This is a genomic window from Cupriavidus sp. FW305-F7 (genome assembly GCF_058782875.1).
Genome location: NZ_JBYSYC010000014.1, coordinates 73,934 through 88,366 on the forward strand (window position 1 = coordinate 73,934; position 14,433 = coordinate 88,366).

The 14,433-nt window shown below is 64.6% G+C and carries 14 protein-coding genes; 10 read left to right on the top strand and 4 right to left on the bottom strand.

Features of this window, described 5'->3' with window-relative positions; translation table 11 throughout:
• Nucleotides 1–4 precede the first annotated feature (4 nt).
• Genes AC3WL8_RS15300 through AC3WL8_RS15310 form a run of 3 tightly spaced genes read left to right on the top strand, consistent with a single transcriptional unit; the run spans nt 5 to nt 2,833 of the window.
• Nucleotides 5–1,033 (top strand): ABC transporter ATP-binding protein, encoded by a 1,029-nt coding sequence (locus AC3WL8_RS15300; RefSeq protein WP_153954935.1) that lies wholly within the window; start codon nt 5–7, stop codon nt 1,031–1,033.
• Nucleotides 1,030–1,977, top strand: a complete 948-nt coding sequence (locus tag AC3WL8_RS15305) for a carbohydrate ABC transporter permease (protein WP_249221233.1) — start codon at nt 1,030–1,032, stop codon at nt 1,975–1,977. The genes AC3WL8_RS15300 and AC3WL8_RS15305 overlap by 4 nt, the downstream gene beginning before the upstream one ends.
• Before the next feature lies 1 nt (nt 1,978).
• Nucleotides 1,979–2,833, top strand: a complete 855-nt coding sequence (locus AC3WL8_RS15310) for a carbohydrate ABC transporter permease (RefSeq protein ID WP_013955343.1) — start codon at nt 1,979–1,981, stop codon at nt 2,831–2,833.
• A 9-nt stretch (nt 2,834–2,842) separates the two neighbouring features.
• On the opposite strand, the gene AC3WL8_RS15315 is transcribed toward AC3WL8_RS15310, so the two are convergent.
• A complete protein-coding gene (locus AC3WL8_RS15315; protein ID WP_013955344.1) occupies nt 2,843–3,037 on the bottom strand; it encodes a DUF2905 domain-containing protein in 195 nt (64 codons plus the stop codon).
• Between the two features lie 16 nt (nt 3,038–3,053).
• On the bottom strand, nt 3,054–4,241 hold the full coding sequence (locus AC3WL8_RS15320) for a class I SAM-dependent methyltransferase (RefSeq protein WP_153954936.1): 1,188 nt from the start codon (nt 4,239–4,241) through the stop codon (nt 3,054–3,056).
• Nucleotides 4,242–4,256: 15 nt separating this feature from the next.
• Between AC3WL8_RS15320 and AC3WL8_RS15325 the strand changes: the two genes are divergently transcribed.
• From AC3WL8_RS15325 to ttcA, 3 genes are all read left to right on the top strand, one after another.
• On the top strand, nt 4,257–5,111 hold the full coding sequence (locus AC3WL8_RS15325; protein ID WP_492378392.1) for an SDR family oxidoreductase: 855 nt from the start codon (nt 4,257–4,259) through the stop codon (nt 5,109–5,111).
• An 86-nt stretch (nt 5,112–5,197) separates the two neighbouring features.
• Nucleotides 5,198–5,599 carry a dihydroneopterin aldolase gene (locus AC3WL8_RS15330; protein WP_011614433.1) on the top strand — a complete coding sequence of 134 codons (402 nt, stop codon included), beginning with the start codon at nt 5,198–5,200 and terminating at the stop codon, nt 5,597–5,599.
• A gap of 109 nt (nt 5,600–5,708) precedes the next feature.
• On the top strand, nt 5,709–6,653 hold the full coding sequence (gene ttcA, locus AC3WL8_RS15335; protein WP_013955347.1) for a tRNA 2-thiocytidine(32) synthetase TtcA: 945 nt from the start codon (nt 5,709–5,711) through the stop codon (nt 6,651–6,653).
• Between the two features lie 72 nt (nt 6,654–6,725).
• Here the strand turns inward: ttcA and AC3WL8_RS15340 are convergent, their stop codons facing one another.
• Entirely contained in the window at nt 6,726–7,553 is an 828-nt protein-coding gene (locus AC3WL8_RS15340) for a DUF6279 family lipoprotein (protein WP_153954938.1), read from the bottom strand.
• A 290-nt stretch (nt 7,554–7,843) separates the two neighbouring features.
• Between AC3WL8_RS15340 and glmU the strand changes: the two genes are divergently transcribed.
• The 3 genes from glmU to AC3WL8_RS15355 all read left to right on the top strand — a co-directional run bounded on the left by glmU (nt 7,844) and on the right by AC3WL8_RS15355 (nt 12,224).
• A complete protein-coding gene (glmU, locus tag AC3WL8_RS15345; protein ID WP_013955349.1) occupies nt 7,844–9,208 on the top strand; it encodes a bifunctional UDP-N-acetylglucosamine diphosphorylase/glucosamine-1-phosphate N-acetyltransferase GlmU in 1,365 nt (454 codons plus the stop codon).
• A gap of 117 nt (nt 9,209–9,325) precedes the next feature.
• Nucleotides 9,326–11,164 carry a glutamine--fructose-6-phosphate transaminase (isomerizing) gene (gene glmS, locus AC3WL8_RS15350; RefSeq protein ID WP_153954939.1) on the top strand — a complete coding sequence of 613 codons (1,839 nt, stop codon included), beginning with the start codon at nt 9,326–9,328 and terminating at the stop codon, nt 11,162–11,164.
• Nucleotides 11,165–11,696: 532 nt separating this feature from the next.
• Nucleotides 11,697–12,224, top strand: a complete 528-nt coding sequence (locus AC3WL8_RS15355) for a hypothetical protein (protein ID WP_492378393.1) — start codon at nt 11,697–11,699, stop codon at nt 12,222–12,224.
• Nucleotides 12,225–12,239: 15 nt separating this feature from the next.
• Here AC3WL8_RS15355 and AC3WL8_RS15360 read toward each other — a convergent pair whose 3' ends face one another.
• Nucleotides 12,240–12,830 carry a LemA family protein gene (locus AC3WL8_RS15360; protein ID WP_249221318.1) on the bottom strand — a complete coding sequence of 197 codons (591 nt, stop codon included), beginning with the start codon at nt 12,828–12,830 and terminating at the stop codon, nt 12,240–12,242.
• A gap of 341 nt (nt 12,831–13,171) precedes the next feature.
• On the opposite strand from AC3WL8_RS15360, the gene AC3WL8_RS15365 reads away from it, so the two are divergent.
• A complete protein-coding gene (locus AC3WL8_RS15365) occupies nt 13,172–14,356 on the top strand; it encodes a methionine adenosyltransferase (protein ID WP_492378394.1) in 1,185 nt (394 codons plus the stop codon).
• Nucleotides 14,357–14,433: the final 77 nt, after the last annotated feature.

The window sequence follows — 14,433 nt, forward strand, 5'->3', positions numbered from 1 at the left end:
GGATATGGCTTCAGTAGAGGTTCGCTCGCTCACCAAGCATTTCGACGGTGCCAACGCGGTCGATAACGTCGACCTTGGCGCCCGTGATGCCGAGTTCCTGGTGCTGCTGGGGCCGTCCGGTTCCGGCAAGACCACGCTGCTGCGCCTGATTGCCGGGCTCGAGACGCCCAGCCACGGCGATATCCTGGTGGACGGCCGCGTCGTCACGGCGCTGCCGCCCAGGCTGCGCAACATGGCGATGGTGTTCCAGAGCTACGCCCTGTACCCGCACCTGAATGTGTTCGACAACATCGCCTTCCCGCTGCGGGCCAGGCACATGTCGCGCGAGGAGGTCGGGCGCAAGGTGGACTGGGCCGCGCAATTGTTCGGCATCGGACATCTGCTGCAGCGCAAGCCGCGCCAGCTGTCCGGCGGCGAGCGCCAGCGGGTGGCGCTGGCGCGCGCGGTGGTGCGCGAGCCGGTGGCGTTCCTGCTCGACGAGCCCTTGTCCAATCTCGACGCCAAGCTGCGGACCTCGGCGCGCGACGAGCTGCAGCGCTTCCAGCGCCGGCTCGCCATCACCACTGTCTACGTCACGCATGACCAGATCGAGGCGCTGGGCCTGGGCGACCGCATCGCCATCCTCGACCACGGCAGGATTCACCAGATCGGCACGCCGCAGGAGGTCTATGAACGTCCCGCCGATCTCTTTGTCGCCACCTTTATCGGCTCGCCGCCGATGAACCTGATCGAGGCCGACGGGGTCGTGACCGGGTTCCGGCCCGAGCATTTCCTGCCGCGCGAAGCCTATCCCGCGGCGGATGCGCTGCGCGCCTTTGCCATGGACGTGACGCGCATCGAGAACCTGGGCTCGGACCGCCTGGTGTACGGCAAGCTGGAAGCGCCGCTGCCGCCGGCCAGCGTGGTCTCGCGCATTCCCTGCACGGTGACGGTCCCGATCGAGCCCGGCGCCGGTCACCGCTTCGTGGTGCGCGAACGCGACCTGCGCCGCTTCGATGCGAAATCCGGGGCCAGCCTGGGGGCCGCGCCGTGAAGCCGCTGCATATCGCCACCGGGCAGCCCGCGCAGGACCAGGCGCGCCAGCCCGCGCAGCGCCTGGCCGACGACGACCGCTGGCTCGGCCGCGCCATGCTGGCCCCGGCGGTGATCTACATCGCGCTGCTGGTCGGCTTTCCGTTCATGCTGTCGATCTACTACAGCCTCTCCGATGCCACGGTGGGCAGCCAGGTGCTGCACTTCGTCGGCCTGGAGAACTTCCGGCGCGTGCTGGAAAGCAATACGTTCTGGCGTTCGCTGCGCAACGCGCTGGTCTTCACGCTGGTGTCGCAGGTGCTGGTGGTGGTGCTGGCCAAGATGCTGGCAATGGCCCTGTACCAGGAATTCCGCGGCAAATGGCTGGTGCGCCTGCTGATCCTGCTGCCGTGGGTGGCGCCGATCTCGCTCGGCACCATCGGCTGGCTGTGGATCTTCGATCCGGTCTACAGCATCATCAACTGGACCCTGGCCGCCGTCGGCGTGCTGGGGCCGCGCAACTGGCCGGTGTGGCTGGGCCAGCCGGAGCTGGCGATGGCCTCGGTCATCGTGGTGGATGTCTGGCGCCTGCTGCCGCTGGCCACGGTGATCATCCTCGCCGGCCTGAGCGGCATCCCGCAGGACATCCACGACGCCGCCGCCATGGATGGCGCCGGCTTCTGGCGGCACCTGTTCCTCATTAACCTTCCGCTGGTGATGCCCATCATGCTGGTGGCGCTCCTGTTCGGCATCGTCTTCACCTTCACCGACATGATCATCATCTACGTGCTGACCCGCGGCGGGCCGTACGACACCACCCAGGTGTTGGCCAGCCTGGCCTTCTTCACCGGCATCCAGGGCGGTGACCTGGCGGAAGGGGCCGCCATCTCGCTGTTCCTGTTCCCGGTGCTGGTGGCGGTCGTGATTGTGCTGCTGACCGTGGCGCGCCGCGCGGAGGTGACCTGAAATGCGCGCCGCTGCCATCACTTACCGGCGCTGGGCTGCGCGCGGTGCCCACTTCGGCCTGCTTGCCGCCTTCGTGGCGTTCTGCGCGTTTCCCTTCTATTGGATGCTGATCACGACCTTCAAGGATGTGCACGACCTGATCAACACCGCCAACAACCCGTTCCTGTTCAACCTGCCGCCGACGATGGAGAACCTGCGGATCCTGTTCGGCGAGACCCGCTACCTGCGCTGGGTGCTCAATACCCTGGTCGTGGCAGTGGGCGTGGTGCTGATCACGCTGCTGCTGGCCGTGCCCGCTGGCTACAGCCTGGCCCGGCTGTCGGGCCGCTGGGGCCGGCAGTGGGCCATCGGCATTTTCCTGACCTACCTGATTCCGCCAACCATCCTGTTCATCCCGTTCTCGCGCATCATCGGCTCACTCGGACTGCAGGATTCGCTCTGGTCGCTGGTGCTGGTGTATCCCAGCTTCACGGTGCCGTTCTGCAGCTGGCTGATGATGGGGTTCTTCAAGGCGGTGCCGCGCGACATCGAGGAAGCCGCGATGATGGACGGCCTGAGCCGCTTCGGCGCGTTCCTGAAGGTGGTGGTGCCGCTGTCGTCGAGCGGGATACTGACCGTGGTTATCTTCAGCGCGACGCTGGCGATGCAGGAGTTCGTCTATGCGCTGACCTTTATCACCAGTTCGTCGCAGTACACGGTGAGCGTCGGCGTGCCGACCTTCCTGGTGCGGGGCGATGTCTATTTCTGGGGTTCGCTGATGGGCGCCTGCCTGATCGTCAGCGTGCCGGTGGCTGCGCTCTACAACAGTTTCCTTGATCGCTTCGTCGCCGGGTTTACCGTCGGCGCGATCAAGTGATCAGGTGGGCTAAAGCAGCTTGCCGATCACCAGCGCCACCATCGACAGCAGGATTGTCGAAGCAAACGGCAGTACAAACTCACGCCCGAACAGCCGGAAGCGCACGTCTCCCGGCAGCCGTCCCAGCCCGACCTTCTGCAGCCAGGGCAGCGCCGCGGACAGGATGATCACGCTCAGGAAAATCGTCAGGGTCCAGCGCAGCATGGGGGCTCCGGTGCCGTTACAGGGTATGGCAGCGGTCGCCGCGGGCAAAGCCGTCCATCGGTTCGCTGTCGTCCAGGGCGCGCGTGAGCGCGATCACCTTGAACAGCTCGCCCATCTCGGCTTCTGACAACAGCTTCTGCACCGCATTGGCCTGCGGCAGGAAAGCGCGCGCGTCGGACGGGTCCAGCGCCATCAGCAGCTCGGTGATGCCTGCATTCATCAGGAAGCGCGCCTGCGAGGCAAAGCCCGCCACGGTCAGTCCAGCATCCACCGCGGCGAGCGCAATGCCGCTGAAATTCACGTGGGCGGTGATGTCCTGCAGGCCCGGGTACAGGAACGGGTCCGGGTGCGCATGATGGCGATAGTGGCACATCAGCGTGCCGCCGGCGCGCTGCGGGTGGTAGTACTCGCCCGCCGGGAAGCCGTAGTCGATAAAGAAGGCTGCGCCGCGCGCCAACATGGCGCCGACCGCGCGGGTAAAGCCCTCGGCTTCGGCATGGGTCTCGGTGACGAGCTCGTGGTCGCCGGGGATGTCGCGCAGGGCCTCGGGCACGTCGGCATCGGCCAGCGGGCGGTCCTCGAAGCGGAAGGCGGATGTGGCATCGTCGCCGCGCACTACGCCGCGCTCATGCCAGCGGCCGCCGCTACGTGCGTAGAGTTGTACCGGCATCGCATCGAGCACTTCATTGCCGACGATCACGCCTTCAAAGCTGGCAGGCAGCGTATCGAGCCAGGTGACGCGGTCCGCCAGGTGCGGCGCGCGCTGCGCCAGCGTGGCCTGCTGGCGCGCGCGCAGTTCGCCCGACAGCTCGACGATGGCGTAGGTGTCCGGCAACTGGCCTTCCTGCTCCAGCCCCAGCAGCAGGTCCGCCGCCAGCCGGCCGGTGCCGGCGCCGAATTCCAGCATGCGCGGCAATCCCTGCGCCAGCAGCGGCGCGAACTGGCGCGCCAGCGTACGCGCGAAAAAGGGGCTCAGCTCCGGGGCGGTGATGAAGTCGCTGCCGTCGCGGGCATCGCGCCCGAACTTGGCCGAACCGCCGCTGTAATAGCCCAGGCCGGGCGCGTACAACGCCAGCGCCATATAGCGGTCAAAACCGATCCAGCCGCCGGCCGCGTCAATGGATTCGCCAATGCGGGCCGTAAGGGTATCGGACGCGGCCTGCGCGTCGGCGGGGGGAAGGGGTAAACTAGCGGCTTTCTGCATCCTGCGATTGTAGCAATGCCCGCATCCAAGACTCCTGCCAGCCAGACCGGTGACCAGACCCATAGCCAGACTGGTAGCCAGCGCGCCACCGCCCGCGGCGTGGCGCTGGTGACCGGCGGCGCGCGCCGCCTGGGCCGCGCCATCGCGCTTGAACTGGCGGCGCAGGGCTGGGACGTGGCCGTGCACTGCCATCGCTCGGTGGACGAGGCCGAAGCCCTGGCCGCGCAGATCCGCGCGCTGGGCCGCCGTGCCGCGGTGCTGCGCGCCGACCTGGCCGACGAAGCCGCCACCGGCCGCCTGGTGGCGGACTGCACCGCCGCGCTGGGCGCGCCCACTTGCCTGGTCAACAACGCTTCGCTGTTCCAGTACGATGTGGCGACCAGCTTCTCATATGCGTCGCTGGATACGCATATGCGCACCAACGTGGCGGCGCCGCTGCTGCTCGCGCGCGAACTGCACAAGGCGCTGGGCGCCGCTGCCGGCAACGACAAGGCCATCGAGCCGCGCGGCGTGGTGATCAACCTGCTGGACCAGAAGCTGGACAACTTGAACCCGGACTTCCTGTCGTACACGCTGTCCAAGGCCGCGCTGCAGACCGCCACGGTGCAGCTGGCCCAAGCGCTGGCGCCGCGCCTGCGCGTGGTGGGCGTGGCCCCCGGCATCACGCTGGTGTCGGGCGAGCAGTCCGAGCAGAGCTTCCGCCGCGCACATCGCGTGACGCCGCTGGGCCAGTCGTCCACGCCCGAGGATATCGCCCAGGCGGTGGCCTACCTGGCGCAGGCGCGCGCCGTGACGGGCACCACGCTGTACGTGGACGGCGGCCAGCACCTGATGCCGCTGGCGCGCGACGTGATGTTCCTGACCGAGTAAGCTGGAAGCCAGCAACCGAATACCGTAGTGCCTGATGTGCCGCGTCCGCCGGGCGCGGCTTCCTTTTTCCCCTCAGCAGCCCGCTCATGACCATGCTCGCCGCCCTTTCCCACCCCAGCCTGCAAGACTGCCGACGCATGTTCCTGCGCAACTACGAAGTGCAGATCAATATCGGCGTGCACGAATTCGAGAAGAAGGGCGAGCAGCGGGTGCTGATCAATATCGACCTGTTCGTGCCGCTGGCGCAGAGCACCCCGCAGGCCGACAAGCTCGATGAAGTGGTCGACTACGACTTCATGCGTAACACCGTGGCCGAGCGCATGGCGCAGGGCCACGTGCACTTGCAGGAAACCTTGTGCGACGACGTCGCGCGCGCGATGCTGAAGCATCCCAAGGTGCGCGCGGTGCGCGTCTCGACCGAGAAGCCCGACGTCTACCCGGACTGCGATTCGGTCGGGGTCGAGGTCTTCCATATCAAGCAGGCCTGAGCCGCGGTTCCACTGGCGCCAGCACCGTGCGGGCGCCTAAAGTAAAATGTTGCCCCTTCGCGCCGCGCCGGCCATTCCATCCGGCGGGCGCCACGCAACAGGATGCTCCATGAGCCACTCGAACAACTTCTACCGCCTCGAGACGAGGCTGCAATCGCAAACCGGCAAGGCCATCGGTGACTTCGGCATGATCGAGGACGGCGATACCGTGCTGGTCTGCATGAGTGGCGGCAAGGACTCGTACACTATGCTGTCTGTCCTGATGGCGCTGCAGAAGCGCGCGCCGATCCAGTTCAAGCTGATCGCGATGAACCTGGACCAGAAGCAGCCCGGCTTCCCGGAACACATCCTGCCGGAGTACCTGAAATCGGTCGGCGTGGAATATGTGATCGTCGAGGCGGATACCTACTCGATCGTCAAGGAGAAGGTGCCCGAGGGCAAGACCACCTGCTCGCTGTGCTCGCGCCTGCGCCGCGGCGTGATCTACCGTACCGCCAAGGAGCTGGGCGCCAACAAGATCGCGCTGGGCCACCACCGCGACGACATCGTCCAGACCTTCTTCCTGAACATGTTCTTCGGCGGCAAGATGAAGGCGATGCCGCCCAAGCTGTCGACCGACGATGGCCAGCACATCGTGATCCGCCCGCTGGCGTACTGCTCGGAGAAGGACATCGCGTCGTACGCGCGTGCCATGGAATTCCCGATCATCCCGTGCAACCTGTGCGGCTCGCAGGAAAACCTGCAGCGCAAGAAGGTCAGCGAGATGCTGCAGGACTGGGAGCGCCAGAACCCGGGCCGTATCGACAATATCTTCTCGGCGCTGCGCAACGTGGTGCCGTCGCACTTGGCCGATACCGACCTGTTCCCGTTCACCGGGCTGGCCACTGGGCTGGCCAAGGTGGATGAAGCGTCACTGTTCGGCGAAACCACCTTCCAGCAGCAGCCGCTGATGTTTGCCGGCAACGTGGAAGAGAACCGGATGGAGTTCGTGCGCTTCGAGCGCCCGCCCGCGGCTGCCGCGGCACCGGCGGCTGAGCAGGCCGGCACGCAGTAAGACTGCCCCGCCTGTTTTCTCCCTCTTCCGCAAGCGGGAGAGGGAGAAAACAATCGGCATTTTTCAATTGCCCTAATTCGCAGCCGCCGCCCGCACCGGGGCGTTTGCCTTATCGCGCATCAATGCATGCGTGTCGTCGATCCATTTCTGGAACCGGTCTTGCGCATGCGCCTTCTGCTGCGGCGTGGTCATGTTGGCGATGGCCACGGTCAGCGCGATGCCTGCGTTGTCACTGGCTTCATGGCTGGCGGCAAGCCTGGCTGGCGGGTTCTGCCAGTATTCGCGGAAGCGGTGCAGCACGTCTATCACCTGTGCCTTGGGTGGCTGCGTGGCCTGCACGTAGCGCACCATCTTGAGCCATTCCTGCTGCCGGGCGACGCGCTCGGCGTAGCGCGCCTCGGCATTCTGCGCCACCGGGCCTATCCTGGCGCGGATGGCCTTTTCCTGATCGCTGGAGAAGTTGCCGTAGACCAGCCGCGCGTACTCCATCACCTTGTCATAGCGCGCTTCCTCGCGCTCGGCAGGGTTGGGATTCAGGAATTTCTTGCGGTACTTGGCATTGCCCTCGCCAAATTTCTTCTCCATGCGGCCGATCTGCTCAGGCGTCAGCGTCAGCAACAGGTCGGCGAGGTCGGGCATCGCTTGTTCGAAGGACTTGCGCGCCAGTTGCTGCGAGGCGTCCTGGAAGTGCTCGACCGTGGCCGGTGTCACCGGTTGGCGCACCTCGGCCTTGGCCTGTTGCAGCAAGGTGGCGATTTCCGGCAATTGCGCCTTGCGATGCCAGGCAAAAAAGCGCGCAATGGCCTCGCGCGTGAGCGGCTCCTGGGCTGTGGTGACATCGACGTAGTTGTCGATCCACCAGTACGCCAGGTGGTCACCCTGCTGGTATCCCAGCTTCATGGCGCTGCAGGCGCACAAGGCCGCTGCGCCCAGAATCGCGAAAATCCGCCGGGCCCAGCAATTGTGAAATTCAGAAACGGCGCCCCGATGCGCAGAAACCGCCATGTTAAAATCGGCGCGCATTGATGCCGGCCTGCCCAGGTGGCCGCCAGCCAAGTCCTGGCAAGGGTTTGCGGGGTTATGCGCAGGCCTGGCCGCACGTTTTCGCCAAACCTGGCGGCGCAGTCCGCCAAACACCCGGCTGGCGTTTTCAAGAATATTTTCGGACACACTCACTTAGGGGTCTCCTTGTGAATATCGTCATTCTCGCCGCGGGCATGGGCAAGCGGATGTATTCCGATTTGCCCAAGGTACTGCACCCGGTAGCCGGACGGCCCATGCTCGCGCATGTCCTGGACACGGCCCGTGCTCTGTCGCCGTCGCGGCTGGTGGTCGTGGTCGGCCACGGTGCCGGGCGCGTGCGCGAGGCCGTTGCCGCCGACGATGTCGCCTTTGCCGAACAGCCCCAGCAGCTTGGCACGGGCCATGCGGTGATGCAGGCACTTCCCTTGTTGGACGACAGCCAGCCCACGTTGGTTCTGTATGGTGACGTGCCGCTCACCAGCGCTGCCACGCTCCAGGCACTCGTAGCCGAAGCCGGCACGCAGCGCTTTGGCGTGCTGACCGTGGAAATGCCCGACCCGACCGGCTATGGCCGCATTGTGCGCGATGCCGCGGGCAGCATCGTCCGCATCGTCGAGCAGAAGGACGCCAGCGACGCCGAGAAGGCGATCCGCGAGATCAACACTGGCATTATCGTGTGCCCCACCGGCCACCTGCGCAAGTGGCTGTCGACGCTGCGCAACGATAATGCCCAGGGCGAGTACTACCTGACCGACACGGTCGAGCGCGCCGTGGCCGATGGCGTGGAGACCGTCTCGGCCCAGCCGGCGGCGATCTGGGAGACGCTCGGCGTCAACAGCAAGCTGCAGCTGGCCGAGGTCGAGCGCATCCACCAGGGCAACCAGGCCCGGCGCCTGCTGGAAGCCGGCGTGACGCTGCTGGATCCGGCCCGCATCGACGTGCGCGGCGAACTGAGCTGCGGGCGCGACGTTACCATCGACGTGGGCTGCGTATTCGAAGGGCGCGTGCACCTGGAAGACGGTGTGCGCATCGGCGCCCATTGCGTGATCCGCAACAGCACCGTCGGCGCCGGCGCCCAGGTGCACCCGTTCTGCCATATCGACGAGGCCAGGGTTGGCCCCGCCGGCCGCATCGGGCCGTACGCGCGGCTGCGCCCTGGCACCGAGCTGGGCGAGGACGTGCATATCGGCAACTTTGTCGAGGTCAAGAACGCCCAGGTAGCCGCGCACAGCAAGGCCAACCACCTGGCTTATGTGGGCGATGCCACGGTGGGGTCGCGCGTCAATATTGGCGCGGGTACCATCACCTGCAACTATGACGGGGTGAACAAGCACCGCACGGTGATCGAGGACGATGTCTTTATCGGCTCCGACACCCAGCTGGTGGCCCCGGTGACGGTGCGCCGCGGCGCCACGCTGGGTGCCGGCACCACGCTGACCAAGGAGGCGCCCGCCGACAAGCTGACGCTGTCGCGGGCCAAGCAGCTGACCATCGACGCCTGGCAGCGCCCGGTCAAGCAGCCGAAGAAGTAAGCGTCAGAGGGCCGTCCGCGGGCGGCCAGGGCACGCGCCGCCTCGGTGAGGCGGCGCCACAGGATTCATACCGGCGCCTGAGGTCTACGGGCAGGCGCCAGCAAACGGGGGTTCAGCATGTGTGGCATCGTCGGCGCGGTTTCCACGCGCAATATCGTTCCGGTCCTGATCGAAGGGTTGCGCCGCCTGGAGTATCGCGGCTATGACTCGTGCGGCGTCGCCGTCGTGCGCGACGATGCGGTCGAGCGCGCGCGCACCGTGTCGCGCGTGGCCGACCTGGACGCGCAGACGCAGGCTTCCGGCCTGTCCGGCTTCACCGGCGTTGCGCATACGCGCTGGGCCACGCATGGCAAGCCCGATACCGTCAACGCCCACCCGCACCTGTCGGGCGAGACCATCGCGCTGGTGCACAACGGCATCATCGAGAACTACGAGCCGTTGCGCGAAGAACTGCGCGCGGTCGGCTACGGCTTTGAATCGCAGACCGATACCGAGGTGGTCGCCCACCTGATCCACCAGGCCTACACCTATCCCAGCAGTGCCACGCGCGGCGACCTGTTCGCCTCGGTGCGCGCGGTGACCAAGCGCCTGCACGGCGCCTACGCCATCGCCGTGTTCGCCAAGGACCAGCCCGGCCGCGTGGTCGGCGCGCGCGCCGGTTCGCCGCTGGTGGTGGCGCTGGGCGAGAACGAGGCCTTCCTGGCCTCCGACGCGCTGGCCGTGGCCGGCACCGCCAACCGCATCATCTACCTGGAAGAGGGCGATGTGGTCGAGATCACGCTGGACGGCGTGACCATCCACGACGTCGACGACCACCCGGTCGAGCGCGAGGCGCGCGTGGTCGAAGCGCACGCCGCATCGGTGGAACTGGGCCCGTACCGCCACTTCATGCAGAAGGAGATCTTCGAGCAGCCGCGCGCGCTGGGCGACACGCTGGAAGGCATTGAAAGCATTTCGCCGGAGCTGTTCGGCAGCGGCGCCACCGAGGTCTTTGCCGGCATCGACAGCGTGCTGATCCTGGCCTGCGGCACCAGCTACTACTCCGGCTGCACCGCCAAATACTGGCTGGAGAGCATTGCCAAGATCCCGACCCAGGTCGAGGTCGCCAGCGAATACCGCTACCGCGAAACCGTGCCCAACCCGCGCGCGCTGGTGGTGGTGATCTCGCAGTCCGGCGAGACCGCCGACACCATGGCCGCGCTGCGCCATGCGCGCGCGCTTGGCCACGTGCACACGCTGGCGGTCTGCAATGTGGCCACCAGCGCCATGGTGCGCGAGACCGAGCTGCGCTTCCTGACGCGCGCCGGCACCGAGATCGGCGTGGCCTCGACCAAGGCCTTCACCACGCAGCTGGCCGCGCTCTACATGATGACGCTGGCGCTGGCCAAGGTGCGCGGCCTGCTGACCGAAGACGCCGAGGCCAAGGCCCTGACCAACCTGCGCCACCTGCCCGTCGCGCTGCATGGCGTGCTGGCGCTGGAGCCGCAGATCATCGCCTGGTCGGAAGACTTCGCGCGCCGCGAGAACGCACTGTTCCTCGGCCGCGGCCTGCATTACCCGATCGCGCTGGAAGGCGCGCTCAAGCTCAAGGAAATCTCCTATATCCACGCCGAGGCCTACCCGGCGGGCGAACTGAAGCACGGCCCGCTGGCACTGGTCACCGAAGCAATGCCGGTAGTCACCGTCGCCCCCAACGACGCACTGCTGGAAAAGCTCAAGTCCAACATCCAGGAAGTGCGCGCCCGCGGTGGCCGCCTGTACGTGTTTGCCGACAGCGACACCCAGATCCAGTCGTCCGACGGCATCCAGGTGATCCGCCTGCCCGAGCACTACGGCGATCTCTCGCCGATCCTGCATGTTGTGCCGCTGCAGCTGCTGGCCTACCACACGGCCTGCGCCCGCGGCACCGACGTGGACAAGCCGCGTAACCTGGCGAAGTCGGTAACGGTGGAGTAAGGCACTCCTACCATCGTCAGATTGCGGCTTTGTAACACTAGTGCACAAAAGCATCTCACGAAAACCGCACACATGAACCCGGAAAGCCTTGCGCCATAAGGCTTTCCGGGGGATGTGCTAATAGGCCGTTACCCCCAAATTTGGGCTCTCGGTACCACCCGCCAATTTTCGCAATCCGCGCGATAAAATTTCGTATTGCGAAAAATTTCCTGAAATAGTGCAATGCCTCTCGTAGGGTATGAATATACCGCATGACTACGAAGAGTGATTTATGGTGCTCGTGTGCAGGTCGCCCACCCACACCCAAGCCAAATCTCCTGGTCACCGGTCATTCCACTTAGCTAAGAGGGTCTCGACCGCTGACGCGAGCGCTTTTCCCCTGTACTGATTCCTTTCCACCGCATTTGCCCCTATTTGTATGGGGAGCAGTTGCGTCTAATCTGCCAACAATGGCGCCCCCCACCATCGGCATATTTACGCTGTCACGGCTACGAGATAGATTGTCGAAATCCATCAACAAGAAGAACAGGCCGTGCTGGACAAGACCTATCTCATATTCGAAAACCTAGGTGAGCGGCACGCAATTGACCCAGCTCAGCTCGATACATGTTCGAACGCTGCGCGGGTCCGGTTGGATGCACACCATACTGCTCCGGTGGAGTTTCAAATGGAGTCAGAGGGCGTCGCGAGAACCTACGCGCTGGAGTGGGTGCCTGTGGACAACAAGCTCAAGCGCTCCTACCTGAATGCTGACGATGCGAAGCGCGACGGTGCATACGCTATTGCGCTTGCCGCGGTGGATGAGCTTAAGGAGCTTGTTGGGGTAGCTCGCTGCGAGACGAGGACCGGTGCCGACTATTACGTTGCTCCGGCGTCGAGCAATCCCGATGACCTCGAGGAGGCATTTCGTCTTGAAGTATCTGGCTCGGACAGTGATGAGACGCAAGTTCGCTATAGGCTGAAGCAGAAGCAGCAGCAAGCTCGCGAAGGGAAGGCACCGCAATGTCAGCGGCAGCCCCCAGGCACGCAAATGCCAGTAGGACAAGAAACAAGCCTTTGACGGCCGAAAACCATTTCACTTGGCAGCCCCAGGCGCGCTTGCCGGCGCGGCACCGAAGTCCACCTGCGGCGGCTTGGCAATTGTCGCTTCGCTAGCGACCGTGAAGTTGGGCTTCTCCTTGTAACCGAAGACCATTGCCGTCAGGTTTGAGGGAAACGACCGCACGGTGACGTTATAGGCCTGAACCGATTGGATATACCGGTTTCGCGCGACGGTTATCCGATTCTCCGTACCCTCAAGCTGGGACTGCAGGTCCCTGAATCCCGCATCGGCCTTCAGCTGGGGATAGTTCTCTGAGACCGCCAGCAGCCTCGACAAACTGCCGGAGAGCTGCTGCTGTGCCGCTTGAAATTGAGCGAAGGCTTGCGGGTTGTTGAGCAACTCCGGTGTGACCTGGATTGCGCCGACACGCGCACGAGCCTCTGTCACCTGCGTCAGGACTTCACGTTCATGGCTCGCGTAGCCTTTCACAGTGTTCACCAGGTTAGGGACCAAGTCAGCACGGCGTTGGTACTGGTTCACCACTTCCGACCAGCCTGCCTTGACCTGCTCATCCTGGGTCTGAATCGTGTTGTACCCACACCCTGTGAGGCTGACTGACAGCATCGCTGCAAGAAACAACCATAGTTTGCGCACAAAACACCTCCGTCGCTCTGCGGTCCCCAATGCAAGCCGCATGGGCTCAATAATCCGCCGAAAGGCCTGCCCCAAAATCGGGTTTTCAGCATTTATGGTAGGTGACGTGGACGGCAGCTCTATTGATTTCCCTCAAGAACGATTGGACCGGGCGTGTCAAGCTCCCGGCGGCGCACGTCTCGACCTTGGCCTTCGCCGCACATGCACCCATAGGCACACGCCTGTACGTTTCGCCTAAACAAATGCTTGGCAATTGGTTCGAAATCGATGCCTAGAATGTCTGCATGCCAACTGCGTGAAGGAGCTTTCTGATGCCCACCACGGAGACCATTGCGTTGGCCATCTCGAGCGTGCCGTCTCGACCGAAGGAGCAAACCGAGATGTGTGAGCACAAGGGCATCGGACATCCCGATAGCCTATGCGATGGGGCTGTCGAAGCAGCGGCTCGCGCCTTGTGTTGCGCCTACCTCGAAGCCTATGGAGCAGTCCAGCACTTCAACCTGGACAAGGCGCTACTCATCGGCGGCATGAGCGCGCCAAAGTTCGGCGGTGGCAAAGTGCTGCGCCCAATACGATTGATAGTATCTGGCCCGGTTACAGAACTTCCGTCGGCTAAGGCCGAGCAGGTTGTTGAGCAGGCCATTCGCGAGTACCTGGCAACGTGCTTGGGCGGGATTGGCAATGACATCCGCATCGAGCCAATCCTCCGTCCCTCGGCGCCGAACCTTCGGCGGGTGACGGACTCCCCGTCTATCCCACTGTCCAATGACACATCCTTTGGTGTGGGTTATGCGCCACATACATCGCTGGAAAAAGCGGTGCTGTCGGCCGCGCACCTCCTGCGCTCAAGTGCATTTAGAGAAACGTTTGAGGCGGCGGGGCTCGATTACAAGGTGATGGGGAGTCGGCTGGATGAGCATCAGCGCCTCACTATTGCGCTGGCGTTTGTGGACCGATGCGTGCACGGCGTCGACGAGTATTTCACGCTCAAGGAGGAAATTGGGTCGCATCTAGCCGAGCGCATCGGCATTGAGTGTGAGATTGCCATCAATACCCTCGATAATCGAGATGCCACCGACGAAAGCGGGATTTACCTGACGGTCACTGGCCTAAGTGCCGAGCATGGTGATGACGGCCAGGTCGGCCGGGGGAACCGGGTCAACGGCCTGATTACCCCCTATCGGCCAATGTCGCTGGAGGCGGCAGCGGGCAAGAACCCCGCGTCACATGTCGGCAAGCTCTACAACGTGCTCGCCCACCGGTTAGCCACCCATATTCAAGTAAACGTGGATGGCGCGGATGAAGTCATTGTTCGGCTCCTCTCCGGAATTGGACGCCCCATCGACCAGCCCCAACTGGTTGCCATCGATGTCGTGGCCGAGCGCGGCCTCTCGAGCGCCCAGGAGCAGCAAATTCGTGAACTCGCCACGCGACAGCTGGCGGAGCTTCCCGCCTTGGTCAATGAGCTAGTCCACGGCACGGTAGCGGTCTTCTAGCCCCGCAATCTCGGCGGCAGAGCAATCTCGGCGTCTGCATCGGCCAGCCGAGCTGGCTTCAGCAGCTTCCTGCCACG

What these genes read in the sequence shown, in the direction of transcription:
- AC3WL8_RS15300 (WP_153954935.1), top strand. Translation starts at nt 5, where the DNA reads ATGGCTTCAGTAGAGGTTCGCTCGCTCACCAAGCATTTCGACGGTGCC.
- AC3WL8_RS15310 (WP_013955343.1), top strand. Translation starts at nt 1,979, where the DNA reads ATGCGCGCCGCTGCCATCACTTACCGGCGCTGGGCTGCGCGCGGTGCC.
- AC3WL8_RS15315 (WP_013955344.1), bottom strand. Translation starts at nt 3,037, where the DNA reads ATGCTGCGCTGGACCCTGACGATTTTCCTGAGCGTGATCATCCTGTCC.
- AC3WL8_RS15320 (WP_153954936.1), bottom strand. Translation starts at nt 4,241, where the DNA reads ATGCAGAAAGCCGCTAGTTTACCCCTTCCCCCCGCCGACGCGCAGGCC.
- AC3WL8_RS15325 (WP_492378392.1), top strand. Translation starts at nt 4,257, where the DNA reads ATGCCCGCATCCAAGACTCCTGCCAGCCAGACCGGTGACCAGACCCAT.
- AC3WL8_RS15330 (WP_011614433.1), top strand. Translation starts at nt 5,198, where the DNA reads ATGACCATGCTCGCCGCCCTTTCCCACCCCAGCCTGCAAGACTGCCGA.
- ttcA (WP_013955347.1), top strand. Translation starts at nt 5,709, where the DNA reads ATGAGCCACTCGAACAACTTCTACCGCCTCGAGACGAGGCTGCAATCG.
- AC3WL8_RS15340 (WP_153954938.1), bottom strand. Translation starts at nt 7,553, where the DNA reads ATGAAGCTGGGATACCAGCAGGGTGACCACCTGGCGTACTGGTGGATC.
- glmS (WP_153954939.1), top strand. Translation starts at nt 9,326, where the DNA reads ATGTGTGGCATCGTCGGCGCGGTTTCCACGCGCAATATCGTTCCGGTC.
- AC3WL8_RS15360 (WP_249221318.1), bottom strand. Translation starts at nt 12,830, where the DNA reads ATGCTGTCAGTCAGCCTCACAGGGTGTGGGTACAACACGATTCAGACC.
- AC3WL8_RS15365 (WP_492378394.1), top strand. Translation starts at nt 13,172, where the DNA reads ATGCCCACCACGGAGACCATTGCGTTGGCCATCTCGAGCGTGCCGTCT.